General features: G+C 43.1%; 12 protein-coding genes. 9 read left to right on the top strand and 3 right to left on the bottom strand.

Annotated elements, in window-relative coordinates:
* Positions 1–124: 124 nt before the first annotated feature.
* Entirely contained in the window at positions 125–1,666 is a 1,542-nt protein-coding gene (locus R8O11_RS02250) for a long-chain-fatty-acid--CoA ligase (protein WP_054577046.1), read from the bottom strand.
* Between the two features lie 543 nt (positions 1,667–2,209).
* On the opposite strand from R8O11_RS02250, the gene R8O11_RS02245 reads away from it, so the two are divergent.
* The 8 genes from R8O11_RS02245 (at position 2,210) to R8O11_RS02210 (ending at position 9,888) form a co-directional block, all read left to right on the top strand.
* Positions 2,210–3,469, top strand: coding sequence for a dicarboxylate/amino acid:cation symporter (locus R8O11_RS02245; RefSeq protein WP_005376774.1), 1,260 nt, complete (start codon positions 2,210–2,212; stop codon positions 3,467–3,469).
* Between the two features lie 156 nt (positions 3,470–3,625).
* On the top strand, positions 3,626–4,810 hold the full coding sequence (locus R8O11_RS02240) for an acyl-homoserine-lactone synthase (protein ID WP_318193878.1): 1,185 nt from the start codon (positions 3,626–3,628) through the stop codon (positions 4,808–4,810).
* Positions 4,803–7,343, top strand: a complete 2,541-nt coding sequence (locus tag R8O11_RS02235; protein WP_318193877.1) for a hybrid sensor histidine kinase/response regulator — start codon at positions 4,803–4,805, stop codon at positions 7,341–7,343. The genes R8O11_RS02240 and R8O11_RS02235 overlap by 8 nt, the downstream gene beginning before the upstream one ends.
* A 111-nt stretch (positions 7,344–7,454) precedes the next feature.
* The gene (locus R8O11_RS02230) at positions 7,455–7,697 is read left to right on the top strand and encodes a hypothetical protein (protein ID WP_017634694.1); all 243 of its coding nucleotides are present in this window, start codon (positions 7,455–7,457) and stop codon (positions 7,695–7,697) included.
* 198 nt (positions 7,698–7,895) lie between these two features.
* Positions 7,896–8,459 (top strand): septation protein A, encoded by a 564-nt coding sequence (locus R8O11_RS02225; protein WP_005376769.1) that lies wholly within the window; start codon positions 7,896–7,898, stop codon positions 8,457–8,459.
* 225 nt (positions 8,460–8,684) lie between these two features.
* On the top strand, positions 8,685–9,080 hold the full coding sequence (gene yciA / locus R8O11_RS02220) for an acyl-CoA thioester hydrolase YciA (protein WP_005376768.1): 396 nt from the start codon (positions 8,685–8,687) through the stop codon (positions 9,078–9,080).
* Between the two features lie 115 nt (positions 9,081–9,195).
* On the top strand, positions 9,196–9,492 hold the full coding sequence (locus R8O11_RS02215; protein WP_005386727.1) for a YciI family protein: 297 nt from the start codon (positions 9,196–9,198) through the stop codon (positions 9,490–9,492).
* A 3-nt stretch (positions 9,493–9,495) separates the two neighbouring features.
* Positions 9,496–9,888, top strand: coding sequence for a GspS/AspS pilotin family protein (locus R8O11_RS02210; protein WP_005386726.1), 393 nt, complete (start codon positions 9,496–9,498; stop codon positions 9,886–9,888).
* 133 nt (positions 9,889–10,021) lie between these two features.
* On the opposite strand, the gene metE is transcribed toward R8O11_RS02210, so the two are convergent.
* Positions 10,022–12,304, bottom strand: a complete 2,283-nt coding sequence (gene metE / locus R8O11_RS02205) for a 5-methyltetrahydropteroyltriglutamate--homocysteine S-methyltransferase (protein WP_274648177.1) — start codon at positions 12,302–12,304, stop codon at positions 10,022–10,024.
* 281 nt (positions 12,305–12,585) lie between these two features.
* On the opposite strand from metE, the gene metR reads away from it, so the two are divergent.
* On the top strand, positions 12,586–13,497 hold the full coding sequence (metR, locus tag R8O11_RS02200; protein WP_005376763.1) for an HTH-type transcriptional regulator MetR: 912 nt from the start codon (positions 12,586–12,588) through the stop codon (positions 13,495–13,497).
* Between the two features lie 21 nt (positions 13,498–13,518).
* Here metR and R8O11_RS02195 read toward each other — a convergent pair whose 3' ends face one another.
* Positions 13,519–13,719 carry a DUF4250 domain-containing protein gene (locus R8O11_RS02195; protein ID WP_005376762.1) on the bottom strand — a complete coding sequence of 67 codons (201 nt, stop codon included), beginning with the start codon at positions 13,717–13,719 and terminating at the stop codon, positions 13,519–13,521.
* Positions 13,720–13,813 lie beyond the last annotated feature (94 nt).

Here is a 13,813-nt window from a genome sequence, read left to right as displayed (position 1 = left end):
CCATTCAACAAACGGTAAGTATTGTCTAACGATAGCTAAAAACCTTATGCATCTAATTGGTCAAGAGCACAACACCATTTGCACTTAGGCAAGTGGCGCTGTGACACAAAAACCATTGAATTGACTAAGCTATATTCAATTCAGATTTCAACTCACGTTTCAAAATCTTTCCTGTCGCACTCATCGGGAGGTGTTCACGAATTTCGACATAACGAGGATATTTAAACGAGGCTAATTGCTCTTTACCCCACTTTTGTAATGAATCGGCGTCAATGTATTCTTTTGGTTTAAGTACAACGTAGGCTTTTATCTCTTCGCCATACTCTTCATTTGGAATCCCTATCACCGCGACCATTGAAACGGCAGGATGAGTCATGAAAACTTCTTCAATTTCTCTGGGATAAACATTAAATCCACCTCGAATGATCAGATCTTTCATTCTATCGACAATAAATAAATTACCTGAACTGTCAAAGCGGCCCACATCACCAGTATGGAACCAACCATTTTGTAGCGCAGATTCAGTAACTTCTGGGCGGTCAAGATATCCCTTCATAACATTATGACCACGCACAACAATCTCACCTTCTTCGCCTATCGGTAGTGCATTGCCTTCAATGTCGATAACTCTTACTTCGACGCCTTGAACCGGTTGACCTACCGAGCCTGGTATTCGCTCCTGATCTAAATGATTAAAACATGCAATAGGACTTGTCTCCGACAACCCGTATCCTTCTAAGATCGGCACATTAAATGTTTCTTCAAAGGTTCGAAAGATTTCGGTTGGTAATGGCGCACCACCGCTTACTGCAACACGCAATGACGAGGTATCAAATTGATGCTGCACATGAAGCAGACCGATGTACATCGTTGGCACACCAGCAAATATCGTCACCCTATGTTTTTCCACCAGCTCAAGAACATGTTTAGGCTCAAACCTAGGCACTAACACCAATGTTGCCCCGCCCAAAACACTAGCATTTAAGTGGACGGTTTGACCAAATGTATGAAATAAAGGCAAAGTTACTAAGTGAATATCATCGGCCTGGCTGCCCATAATGTTTTGTGCCACCAGAGCGTTCATTATGATGTTCTGCTGAGTCAGTTCAGCGCCTTTTGGTAAGCCTGTCGTCCCTGATGTATACAAAATCACACATGTATCATCCGCATTACGCGGTATATAATCCGGCAACGGTTGGACATCGGCTATAAACGCATTGAGAGTTATTACACCATTCCAATAGCTTTCATCTTGAGATTGAGTCAATACGACTATGCCTTCGCATGTATCGACTTGTTCAAAGGCTTTGACACCCTCTTTTGCCATTGGCAGTTCTTTCGTCCCTTCAAAGCAGAAATAAAACTTCGCTTTTGAATCTTCTAAGTGATACTTAATTTCTCGCGCTTTCAAAAGCACATTTAATGGGACTGCAACCGCGCCAGCTTTTTGTATTGCATAATAAACAAACGCGAAAAAAGGAATGTTTGGGCATGAAATCGCAACGCGGTCACCTGGCTTTACGCCTTTATTGATTAAAGACGCTGCGATCTTGCCGGCGATCGCATCAAACTGCGCATAATTTATCTTTTCAGTGCCACATATCAACGCCGTTTTATCTGGTTTACTCGCAGCATTTCTTTGTAACGCAGCAGCAAGATTCATCATAGTCTCTTCACCTCTTACTTGTCTTTCTCGTCTAATCAGCTCAGGAGCATTAACTAAGCAAGTTATCCTTAACACTGGATCGTCAGCATTTGATTCTCACCAGTCATTACCATTTAACATTATGTTTACAACGCAATCAGGACTAAGAATGTAAAGCAATTAACATTTCAGAAGGCAAATTAATAAAAGTGTGAGCTTGAAAGAGATGAATTGTTATAAATATCACCCCAAGTCACTAAAAACTCTGACTGCAATAGCAAATACAAAAGCGGTTAAAATTAACAAAAAGAAAACAAATAAAGAGAAATAAACTTGAACAATCCCAAGCGTAACCCTTATAAGAAAAATCAATAGCAAACGTTTGCCATTGAACAAAACTTTATCGTTCGTCAATAAAATATCGATTAATCCATCAATAATACCTTGCTGCATATTGCCAATTGTAAACGATAAGTGTAAAAAGCAAGGCGAGATAATTATCCGTAAATCCATTTATGGTTAGTGGGTAATTTTAGGATTTTACATTTTATTAGCACAGAGGTTATGGAAGTGTTAAAAGAAAAGAGTTTGCTAAACAACATTGGCGTACAAGTCGTAATCGCCATGATCGTGGGCACAGCCGTTGGTGCCATGATGGGTCATGATGCGACAGTGTTCGCTCCTTTAGGTGCTATCTTTATCAACTTAATCAAAATGTTGGTTATTCCTTTGGTTGCTGTAGCCTTGATTTCTGGCGCCGCTGGTCTTGGGAACAGCCAGTCAGCAGGTAAAGTTGGTATCGTCACTCTAGGTTATTTTGGTTTAACATCCGCCCTAGCCGTTGCGCTTGCACTATTTATGGGTGAAGTATTCCAACCAGGCATGGGTATCGACGTCTCTGGCGTTGAAGGCATGTTCTCAGCAGAATACGCTTCAAAAGGTGAACTACCGACTTTCTGGGCAACCATCACTGGTATGATCCCAACCAACGTTTTCCAATCACTAAATGAAGCAAACATCCTACAGATCCTCGTTTTCTGTATGTTCTTTGGTATTGCGATTTCTAAGCAAGCAAAAGAGCGTCGTGAACCAATCATCAATGGTGTCAACTGCATCGTTGACGCAATGGTTTGGATGATCAACAAAGTAATGATCATTGCACCTATCGGTGTATTTGGTCTGATGGCAGAAGCCGTCGGTACGTTTGGTTTTGGTGCGCTAATGGTGGTGTTTAAACTGTTCGTTGTTTACGTTGCCGCCATCCTAATCTTCGGTTTCGTTGTTTACCCAGCAATGGTGCATGTTTTCACGAAGACATCTGCGAAGAAATTCCTGTCTTCAATGAAGAAACCGCAAGCAGTTGCGCTTTCAACAGCGTCTTCTATGGCAACACTGCCTGTCACAATGGACACCTGTGAAAAAGAGCTGGGCGTAAAAAATTCAACTGCATCATTTGTTCTGCCTCTAGGCGCAACGATCAACATGTCAGGTAATGCGATTTACTATGGCTTGGTTGCTATCTTCTTTGCTCAACTGTTCAATATCGATCTAGGCATGGGCGCTTACATTGCAATTATCGTAACGTCTACATTGGGTGCGGTTGGTCAAGCGGGTGTTCCTGGCCCTTCTTTCCTAGTGGTTGCCGTGCTTCTTGCCGCTGGTATTCCAATTGAAGGTCTACCGCTGCTATTCGCTCTTGACCGTATTTTCGATATGATTCGTACAGCACTGAACATCACAGGTGATGCTGCATGTGCAGTTATCGTTGATGCGCTAATTGAAGAAGAAACGGCAGAAGCTGAGCTTAAAAAGCAAGAAGCCTAACCCTTTCTTGAATAGACCAAAAACCGCTCATTATGAGCGGTTTTTTTGTCTTTTCTTGCATTACGTAACTATACAAATAGAAACCGATGGCATAAATTTTTCAAAATGATATAAACCATTACAAAATATAACAAAACGTTAGAACTAGGTTATATCATGAGTCTTGAGCAATCTTTGGAATATCTCACCAAAACAAATTTGCCGATCGAATCAAAGCAGCAGGCACTGGTTGACTCAGTTATTCTTACCCTAACGAAACAAAAACGAGATGCTCTTTTTCAACAGGTTGCTCTGTATCGAATAAAACTGCTTAAATCTCTCTTTCCTAAACACGCATCAAAAAGTCTTTCTGCACTATTTGAGTTAATGGATTATCGAGATTTAGTGCAACAGTATCCGACAGGTTTCTCCAAAGAGATTCGTTTACTTGAACAACTTGCCGCAGATTGTTACCCGCATTGGATGGTTTTCTGGTGTCAATGCGAGATCGAAGCAATCAAGCAAAAATATCCTTCAAACGAAGCTGCGATTCCTACTCCGCTTCCGTTTGACGACCACAGCTATACTAGCGTGTTAATTGAAGATATCGCAGATTGCGATCTTGAGGTAATGCTGCCAAATCATGCAGCGTTAATGCCGATTTCCGAAGCGATCACACTGAATAATCTTGAGCTTTTCGTCCAAACTGAACAATGGTTTGAAATCTTGCCTCTTTTATCACTCTCGCAAAAAGGGCAGCACTTTGCGCTCTTGCTCAAATCGTCATCTTCACCAATCATGGTCTCCTCCGCTTTAGTGCAAGGCTGGCATCAACGAAATAACTGGCTCAGTTACTCACCACAGTTTAGTAACGAACAATGGCAGTTTTGCTTTCCTAATCATGGGTACAGTGTTCTCAATCAACTGGGTATTTTGGAGTGTCTTGCTCTAACTCATGAGCACACTCTTATTGGGTTTGATGCTCAGTTTCAATCTCATGTAAAGAACACTGAAGCGGTTTGCGAAGTACTGCGTCTTACGGTGGGAGGCAACATTCAACAAAAGCTGTATTTTTTGTATCTGGCGCAAAAAACTATGATGAGCGAGCTCTATAAAGCAGGCTATAAGCTCGGCTTTACCATTATTGAGCAAGTATTTATGTTAAATTTCTATCAATCTATTGATTTAAGTGCCTACTTTCACTCAGGATACCGCGACATTAACGGTGACGGTACCAAGACATACCGCGGTTTCTGGAATTTAGGTATGATGGTTGAAGCATTTCAAGACATACAATTTCGCGACTACAAACATTGCGTACGAACAAAAAGAATGGATAAAAAGGTGAATGAGCATGCTTGATGTTCATTTGCACGGTCTCTTTTACCCAAAAGCAATGGCATTGTACGCGACTGTACTAATAGTATTCGCTTGGTTACTGTATTACTGCTATCGCCTAAAACAGAAGAGTGAATCAATCTTAGGCTCGCATCACGCGCCTTACATCGCTTATTCCAGCTGTATCATTGTTTGGATAAGCAGCAACGCCTATTTCCATACCGATTTATTGCCAGAATTAGGCTCTGTTGGTGGCATTTTTATGGCTAAGTTAGCGAACTTAGCGTCTTTTTTCGCCTTTGCGTTTGCATTCTATTTTTCTTGCCAGTTAACCGCAGATGTTAAAAAAACAGCGGTCAAAGTCTGGCAAAAAGTCGTCTTTGTCGCACTAGCAACGTATTCACTGTACATCAACTTAGTGCCGAATCTTACTGTCGAAAATGTCACCATTAGTGGTCCAAGCCAGTTCGTCATTGAATTTGGCCCACATACCTCATATTTTTTCATTAGTTTGCTAGCTTTCGTGGTACTAACGCTGCTTAACTTGATTGCCATGCGCGCTAACAGCAGCAAGCTCACGCTAGCAAAAAGCAACTATATGATCGCTGGCATTTTGGTATTCATGTTATCTACGGCAGTGATACACCTTGGAATGACGTATTTCCTTGGCGACTTCTCCCTAACTTGGTTACCACCAGCACTTTCAATCAGCGAAATGTTGTTTGTGGGCTATGCCCTACTTACCTCTCGCTTCTACAGCGCTAAATATCTCACGTACTTAACGGTAAGCGCGCTCTTAGTCTGCGCCATTTTTGTTCTGCCGCTAGGGGCGATATTTATTCCTATCTCTGAAGATAACCAATGGCTTGTTGCGGTACCTTTATGCGCGCTTATCGGTATCACTTGGCACTTGCTTTTTAAGCGAGTCAGTCGTTTCGCTTCGTATTTTATTTATGGGAAACGACACACTCCCGTTCAGCAAATCCTTGGGTTAGAGGAAGAGTTTAAACGCTCAATAGATGATGCTATGCGTCAGTTGGCATCGTTACTTAACATACCAAACAACAAGCTACAGCTAGTCACTAGCAATTACACAGAAACGTTTTACGAAGAGTACCTGCCGTCAAGCAAGTCAGTTCTCGTGCTAGATGAGTTGTCTGAAGAAATTGATTATGCCTCCTCTTCTAAAGGGTCGATGAGAAAGCTCTACGAGCGCATGCGCTCAAGCAATACTGCGCTCGTTATGCCTCTCTTCGGTCGTGGAAAGTCTGTTACTCACTTACTAATTTCTTCACATAAAATAGATAATAAGCTGTTTTCTAATGAAGAAATCTCAGCTCTGCAAACGTTATTAGTTCGCATCCAGAGCACCATTGAAGCCGATAGAAAGGTACGCCAAAGCCGTGCGCTGGCTAACTCCATTGCACATGAAATGCGTAACCCTCTCGCTCAAGTACAATTACAATTTGAAGCTTTAAAACAGCATATAGAGTCAAACGCCTCACTGGATACGCTAAAAAGAGAAATTGATAAAGGTGAAGCCGCTATACAACGCGGTAGACAACTTATCGATATTATTTTACGAGAAGTTAGCGACAGTTCACCAGAGCATGAGCCTTTAGCTCTCACTTCCATACATAAAGCCATCGACCAAGCAGTAAGCCGTTATGGTTTTGAAAACGATCAAATAATAGAGAGAATTAACCTGCCACAGGCACACGATTTTGTCGCGAAGTTAAATGAGACCCTGTTTAACTTTGTCATTTTCAATTTGATTCGTAACGCTATCTACTATTTTGATTCTTATCCCGACAGTCAAATTGAGATTCGTACCCAGACGGGGGCTTACGAAAACATTCTGATCTTCCGAGATAGTGGGCCAGGTATAGATAGCAGTATCTTATACAAGATATTTGATGACTTTTTCTCGTATCAAAAAAGCGGAGGCAGTGGCTTAGGTTTGGGCTATTGCCAACGTGTTATGCGCTCCTTCGGAGGACGAATAGAGTGCCAGTCTGAATTGAACGAGTTCACAGAATTCTACTTGTATTTCCCAGTCGTACCAAACGCACCAAAACCAGAGACATTAAGAGCACCGGACTTTGATAGCTGGAAAGCAACTGCATCACATTCTGAAAATCATTCAGCTCAACACGTACAAGTATGTAAAGATGCACCAACAGTGCTCATTGTAGATGACAAAGAGGTGCAACGCACCTTGGTACAGATGTATTTAAAAAGATTGGGAGTCAACAGCTTACAAGCAAATAATGGAGCCTCTGCGGTAGAACTATTCCACTCTCACAAGATTGATCTCGTTCTTATGGATGTCCAAATGCCGGTAATGAATGGATTTGACGCCAGCCAGCGGATTAAGCAAATCACATCCTCCGTTCCAATCATTGCCTTATCTGGTGAGTCTGGAGCTAGAGAGTTGGAGCTAATTTCGAAACTCATGGATGACAGGCTCGAAAAGCCCACCACGTTAAATGCACTTCAAGTCGTCATCCAAAGATGGTTACAGAACGAGAATTTTGCACCTTCCAGCACTTTTTAATTTGCAAATATAGAATTGGCACTAGATGTGCATTATTGGAGTAAATCGAATTATCCAGAAGGTCAAGCAGGCTGCAAATGAGTAGCGTATGAGCTTGATAAGGAGATCGCCATGTTACTTCATCGACATACATACTACGGCTTGATTCATCATGGAATCAAAACACTGTTACTTGATCGCTTAGGCCACTATACAGAAGAAGAGTATCATCAATATCTGACCCTGATGACTGGTAAATCCACTTGCTTCACGATGTCTCTCGAAGAGCTAGAAGCAACGGTCGATAACTTACTGCGGGAAGGCTATTTAGAAGATGTAAAAACGCTTATTTCCCAATATCAACGTGTGGCTTAAGGTTTAAAACTCTCAACTCTATTGCCGCTTCACGCGGCAATTTTTATTCCTTCCACTTGCTGTTTCGACGTGGAAGAAGCTTGCGGGCTGTACGATATACTAAGCGTTACTATTCTTACCTTAACTTCCTCAGTATTCACATCTTGTCAGATTCCGTTAGACTGTCTTCAATTCAATAATTAGGTAGATTTTGCCATCATGAAGCAGATCCTAGACTTTATACCACTCATCGTTTTCTTCGCTTTATACAAGCTGTACGACATCTACGTAGCGACAGGTGCACTGATCGTAGCAACAGCCATTCAACTTGTCGTCACCTACGCGCTGTATAAGAAAGTCGAAAAGATGCAGCTAATAACATTTGTTATCGTCACTATCTTCGGCGGCATGACCCTTTTCTTCCACGACGACAATTTTATAAAGTGGAAAGTCACCATCATTTACGCGATTCTGGCGATTGGCTTAGCAGTGAGCCACGCATTGGGAAAATCAGCCATCAAAGGTATGCTAGGCAAGGAAATTACGTTACCTGACGCTGTTTGGGCAAAGATTAACTGGGCTTGGGTTGGCTTCTTCTCATTCTTCGCTGGCCTAAATATTTATATTGCTTACGAATTGCCGTTGGATGTTTGGGTTAACTTCAAAGTATTTGGAATGTTGATCGCGACATTTGCCTACATGATTGCGACTGGCTTTTACATTTATAAACACATGCCAAAAGAACAAAAAAATAACTCATCCGATGTGTCCACTGATGATTAAAAACTCAGTTTTGCTATAATCCGCGACTTCACAGCGACCTTAAGGTCGCTGTTTTGCTCCATGTATCAGTAAACCGCTCAAACAACGTACCGTTTTCAGACCATTCTTGCTGCTGTAAACCAACTTTCTCTGGTCCGGTATCTGCGGTTTTTTAAGGACCTTTGGTTCTAGGTATTTACTATGTTGGCGCTTAGTTTGAGCGCCTTTAAGATTTAGGATGTCACAATGAGTCAAGAAATTAGCTCTCCGAAAGGTCAAATGCTGCTTCGTACCCTTGCAATGCCTGCAGATACAAACGCCAATGGCGATATTTTTGGCGGTTGGATAATGTCTCAGCTCGACTTAGCGGGCGCGATTCTGGCAAAAGAGATCTCTTGTGGTCGCGTTGTCACCGTTTCGGTATCAAGCATTACGTTCAAAAAACCTGTTGGTGTGGGCGATGTCGTATGCTGCTACGGCGAATGCACTAAGATCGGCCGCACATCCATGAGTGTCGATTTGGAAGTATGGGTCAAACCCGTCAAAGCTCACGGTGTTGGCGAACGCTTCATGGTTTGTGATGCGACCTTCAACTACGTAGCCATTGACAGTGAAGGTAAACCACGTCCGGTTCAGAATTAGTCAACCTACAACGCTAACAGTTAGAAAGGATCTCACATTTTCTGTTGTTCACTTGTGAGAGACACAAAAAAGGCGTTAAATTAACACTTTACCCTACCAATTAAGGAACTATGCTATGTGGTATGTCATCTTTTCACAGGACGTTGAGAACTCGTTGGAAAAACGCATGAGCGTTCGCCCACAACACTTGGATCGCTTACAAAAGCTACAAGACGAAGGTCGCCTTCTTACAGCTGGTCCGATGCCTGCGATAGATTCTGACAATCCTGGAGAAGCTGGATTTACGGGCTCAACTGTCATCGCTGAATTCGCCTCTCTAGAGGATGCTAAAGCGTGGGCAGAAGCCGATCCTTATGTAGCGGCTGGTGTTTACGATCATGTAATCGTGAAACCGTTCAAAAAAGTGTTTTAATTTATGAAAAAATTACTGTGTCTTTTCTTGGTATTTGGTGCTCTGGCTGGCTGTTCATCAACCGATGATAATCAGCGCCAACTTGAGCTTATGGCATCAAACCGAGCAGGAGTCTTGTCAGCGGGCCTCCCTTTAGAGTACGGTCCACTGCAAATAATGCGTGTCTCATCCAACAAAAATGTTGTAGAGATGATGATGATTTATAACGATGGCGCACTCGGTGCAAAGCCGTTAAATCAAGTACTGAATACCAGTATCTATACCTACTGCAGCAACCCAGAAGTTCGCAAGCAAATTGATATGGGCTTGATGTATCGTATTAAGGTACGTAATTCTCGCGGTCAGTTGATGGCAGATGAGTTGGTTTCCGCACAGACTTGTACTCAGGTGAAGTAGCTACAGTAATTTTTGTTGCTTTCGGCATGAGACGATGATTCGCTATTATTGGATAATCTGAAAACGAAAGTTAACAATTAAGAATAGAAAAACGGAGACCACAGTCTCCGTTTTTATTTGCTGTAACGATGTGTTACGCCAGCTCAGCACGGAGCTTCTTCGCCGCTGAAACCAGATTTGCCAATGCGGCTTCTGTCTCCTTCCAGTTTCGTGTTTTCAGACCACAATCTGGGTTTACCCACAAACGTTGAGCCGGAATTTTTTCTGCCGCTTTCTTGATTAAACCTTCAATCCATTCTTCCGTAGGAATGTTTGGTGAGTGAATGTCATAAACACCAGGGCCAATTTCGTTCGGGTAATTGAACTCTTCAAATGCTTTCAGCAACTCCATATTCGAGCGAGATGTTTCAATGGTAATGACGTCCGCATCGAGTGCCGCAACCGAATCAATGATTTCATTGAACTCGCTGTAACACATATGAGTGTGAATCTGAGTTTCTGGTTTTGCACTTGCCGCAGAGACCTTAAACGCATTTACGGCCCATTCTAAGTACGCTTTGTGATCGCGTTTTTTGAGTGGTAAACCTTCTCGAATGGCTGGCTCATCAATTTGAATGATATTGATGCCTGCATCTTGCAGGTCAGACACCTCATCACGCAGTGCCAAAGCAAGTTGCTGCGCAATTTCTTGACGTGTGATGTCTTCACGTGGGAACGTCCAACATAAAATCGTTACTGGTCCAGTCAACATGCCTTTCATCTGTTTGCTGGTTAGCGATTGTGCGTACGTCGACCATTCAACTGTGATCGGTTTTTCACGTTCAATGTCAGCAACTACAATGGCAGGTTTCACACAGCGAGAGCCATAACTCTGTACCCAACCAAATTTGGTCGTTTGAAAACCCGCCAAGTTCTCAGCGAAGTATTCCACCATGTCGTTACGCTCTGCTTCACCGTGAACAAGCACATCTAGGTCGAGCGCCTCTTGACGTTTCACTGCGTCAGCAATATGTCCTTTAAGTGCTTGGATATATTCAGACTCAGATAATTGACCTGTACGATAAGCGCTGCGCTGCACCCGGATTTCACCCGTTTGAGGAAAAGAGCCGATTGTCGTTGTTGGCAACAAAGGCAAGCCCAATACTTCAGCTTGATGCGCAGCACGCTCTGCATAAGGTGCGCTGCGCTCGGCAAGTGACGCGGTAATGTTGTTTAAACGCGCTTGTACTTGAGGTTTATTCACATGTGTTGCTCTCTTGCGCGCTTTGATTGGCTGGCTATAGGTATCACAAGCGCGAATCGCATTTTGATCACCATCGAGCGCTCGGCCAAGCAAGGCGACTTCTGCCACTTTTTGTTTTGCAAAGGCAAACCAACTTTTTACTTCTTCGCTCAGTTCTGTTTCCAGTGCTAAATCAACAGGGCTATGTAGCAGAGAACATGAACTGGCAACCCAAAGTTTGTCGCCCAGTTTCTCTTTGACTGGCTGTAGACGCTCGAGTTGGGTACTTAAATCTGAACGCCACACATTACGACCATTCACAACACCAGCAGAAAGCACCCAATCCTCCGGTAACTTGGTAACTACATCGTCAAGCTGCTTAGGGACGGCAGATAAATCGATATGCAAACCATCCACCGGTAGCTCTACAATTTTGTCTAGCGTATCGCTTACGGAGTCAAAGTACGTCGTTAGCAGCACTTTTACATCGCTTCGAATCACTTGGTAGGCTAGCTTAAACGAATCAGCCCATTTGCTTTCTAGCTCCAGTGACAAAATTGGCTCATCAATCTGAACCCACTCAACACCTTGACTTGCTAGCTTTGCCAAAATAGCTTGGTAAGCAGTAAGTAAGCGTGGTAGCAGGGTTAAGCGGTCAAACCCTTCTTCGACCTCTTTGCCCAAGTAAAGGTAACTGACTGGGCCAAGCAAAACAGGCTTCACTTGGTGGCCAGCTTGAAGCGCTTCGTTGACTTCTTCAAACAGTTGCGGCCAGCTCACTTCAAACGTATCGTCCTTGCTGAACTCAGGGACAATGTAATGGTAGTTTGTGTTGAACCATTTGGTCATATCCGATGCCGCAGCGCCCGCACAGCTGCAACCCGCCTGAGATTGACCGCGACCCACTTTAAACAACGTATCCAGGTTAGGGAAACCATCAGCGTGACGCTTTGGCACATGACCCAATAGCAACGTGGTCGTCAGTACATGATCATACCAAGCGAAGTCGCCAGCGGTGGCAAAACTCAGACCAGCATCCGTTTGTGTTTGCCAGTTTTTGGCGCGTAGATCTGCCCCAACCTTTTTAAGCTCAGCTTGATCAATTTCCCCTCGCCAGTATTTCTCCTGAGCGAATTTTAATTCTCTTTTTTCACCGATACGTGGATAACCTAATATGTGAGTCGTTGTCGCCATGTCCCTATTCCTTTCTCAATTTTGTTCAATTTGTTTGGATCAGAGCATCTTTCGGTAAAGAGTAAGATGTCTGGATGGCTAAACTATCGCTCTCATCTGATATTAGAACAACGTCCATTTATTCAACTTGTTTATTAAAAAAATTCATCATGAAGCGACATGATTCGCAAATAAAAACAACAAACAGACGTCTAGACGTTTACATATCCATTTTTTGTCGTTAAGTTATTTACACGATTGCTATTCTGTTCATAGCGAGCAACAAAGGATGAAAGGAATTCATGATAGAGCTAAAACATTTGCGGACACTCACTTCGCTTCGAGACACTGGCTCTCTAACGGCGACAGCGACCGCTTTGCATCTCACTCAGTCGGCACTGTCTCATCAGATCAAAGATTTGGAGGCGCGAATTGGAGGGCAACTGTTCCTGAGAAAGACTCGTCCGGTGAAGTTCACTTCAGAGGGAGAAATCCTATTGCGTCTTGCAGAAGATATCCTTCCGAAACTCGCAAGAGCAGAAAATGATTTAGCGAGCTTGAAAGAAGACGTCAATGGCCGATTACATATGGCCATTGAATGTCACTCTTGCTTCCAATGGCTAATGCCTGCACTTAGGGAGTACCAACTTGCTTGGCCTAGCGTAACATTGGACTTTTCCTCTGGTTTTGGCTTTGAACCACTCCCAGCTTTATTGGCAGGCGAACTCGATCTTGTTATTACTTCCGATATCCAACCTCGATCTGAAGTCCACTACGAGCCTCTATTCGACTTTGAAATGCGTTTAATTACCGCAACCAACCACCCATTGGCGGAAAAAGAAATTATTGATCCGCAAGATCTCGCAGATCAAACCATGCTCTCTTATCCGGTTCAAAAACAAAGGCTAGACGTCGTAAAACACTTTCTTCAGCCAGCAGGAATAGAACCTGCGAAATGGAAGCAAGCCGACAACACTCTCATGTTAGTTCAGATGGTCTCTGCTGGATTAGGGGTGGCGGCACTACCCAATTGGGCGATTTCTGAATTTTCTCGCCAAGGTCTTATTACCAGTAAACCTTTTGGCCAAGGCTTATGGCGTCGCTTGTTTGCTGCAACGCGTCACTCAGAGAAAGAAAAGCGTTACTTACAAGCTTTTTTCGCAACCGCGAGGCTACAATGTAAAAGCCACCTTGACGGAATCAAGGTGGCTTAAAAGATTTGGGTTATGAAAGGCTTAGCGTTGATATGCTTTAAATTGGTTAGTCAATGGATCGTACTGATAACCGAGCATATCAAGCTTGCCGACTACAGACTCTACATCCATCTCATACACTGATACTAACTCGTCAAAACTGTCGCACTCTAAACGTAGCTTTTCGTTGACGATACCTAGCAAAATAGTGCTGTCCAGATTACCTACATTGCTTAAATCCATCGCGACTCTCCTCTTCGACAAGGTATATAAACAAGCGTAGTAGTAATCACGCGAATTTAAAGTGAGTGAGATCTAAAACGTGATCACCTTATAC

Source organism: Vibrio sp. 1288 (assembly GCF_033344475.1).
Note: the sequence above shows the minus strand (reverse complement) of the source record. Positions and strands in the feature narration are given on the sequence as shown.

Bases quoted from the DNA above. Each gene is read 5' to 3' on its own strand.
- R8O11_RS02250 (WP_054577046.1), bottom strand. From the start codon at position 1,666: ATGATGAATCTTGCTGCTGCGTTACAAAGAAATGCTGCGAGTAAACCA.
- R8O11_RS02245 (WP_005376774.1), top strand. From the start codon at position 2,210: ATGGAAGTGTTAAAAGAAAAGAGTTTGCTAAACAACATTGGCGTACAA.
- R8O11_RS02240 (WP_318193878.1), top strand. From the start codon at position 3,626: ATGAGTCTTGAGCAATCTTTGGAATATCTCACCAAAACAAATTTGCCG.
- R8O11_RS02235 (WP_318193877.1), top strand. From the start codon at position 4,803: ATGCTTGATGTTCATTTGCACGGTCTCTTTTACCCAAAAGCAATGGCA.
- R8O11_RS02230 (WP_017634694.1), top strand. From the start codon at position 7,455: ATGTTACTTCATCGACATACATACTACGGCTTGATTCATCATGGAATC.
- R8O11_RS02225 (WP_005376769.1), top strand. From the start codon at position 7,896: ATGAAGCAGATCCTAGACTTTATACCACTCATCGTTTTCTTCGCTTTA.
- yciA (WP_005376768.1), top strand. From the start codon at position 8,685: ATGAGTCAAGAAATTAGCTCTCCGAAAGGTCAAATGCTGCTTCGTACC.
- R8O11_RS02215 (WP_005386727.1), top strand. From the start codon at position 9,196: ATGTGGTATGTCATCTTTTCACAGGACGTTGAGAACTCGTTGGAAAAA.
- R8O11_RS02210 (WP_005386726.1), top strand. From the start codon at position 9,496: ATGAAAAAATTACTGTGTCTTTTCTTGGTATTTGGTGCTCTGGCTGGC.
- metE (WP_274648177.1), bottom strand. From the start codon at position 12,304: ATGGCGACAACGACTCACATATTAGGTTATCCACGTATCGGTGAAAAA.
- metR (WP_005376763.1), top strand. From the start codon at position 12,586: ATGATAGAGCTAAAACATTTGCGGACACTCACTTCGCTTCGAGACACT.
- R8O11_RS02195 (WP_005376762.1), bottom strand. From the start codon at position 13,719: ATGGATTTAAGCAATGTAGGTAATCTGGACAGCACTATTTTGCTAGGT.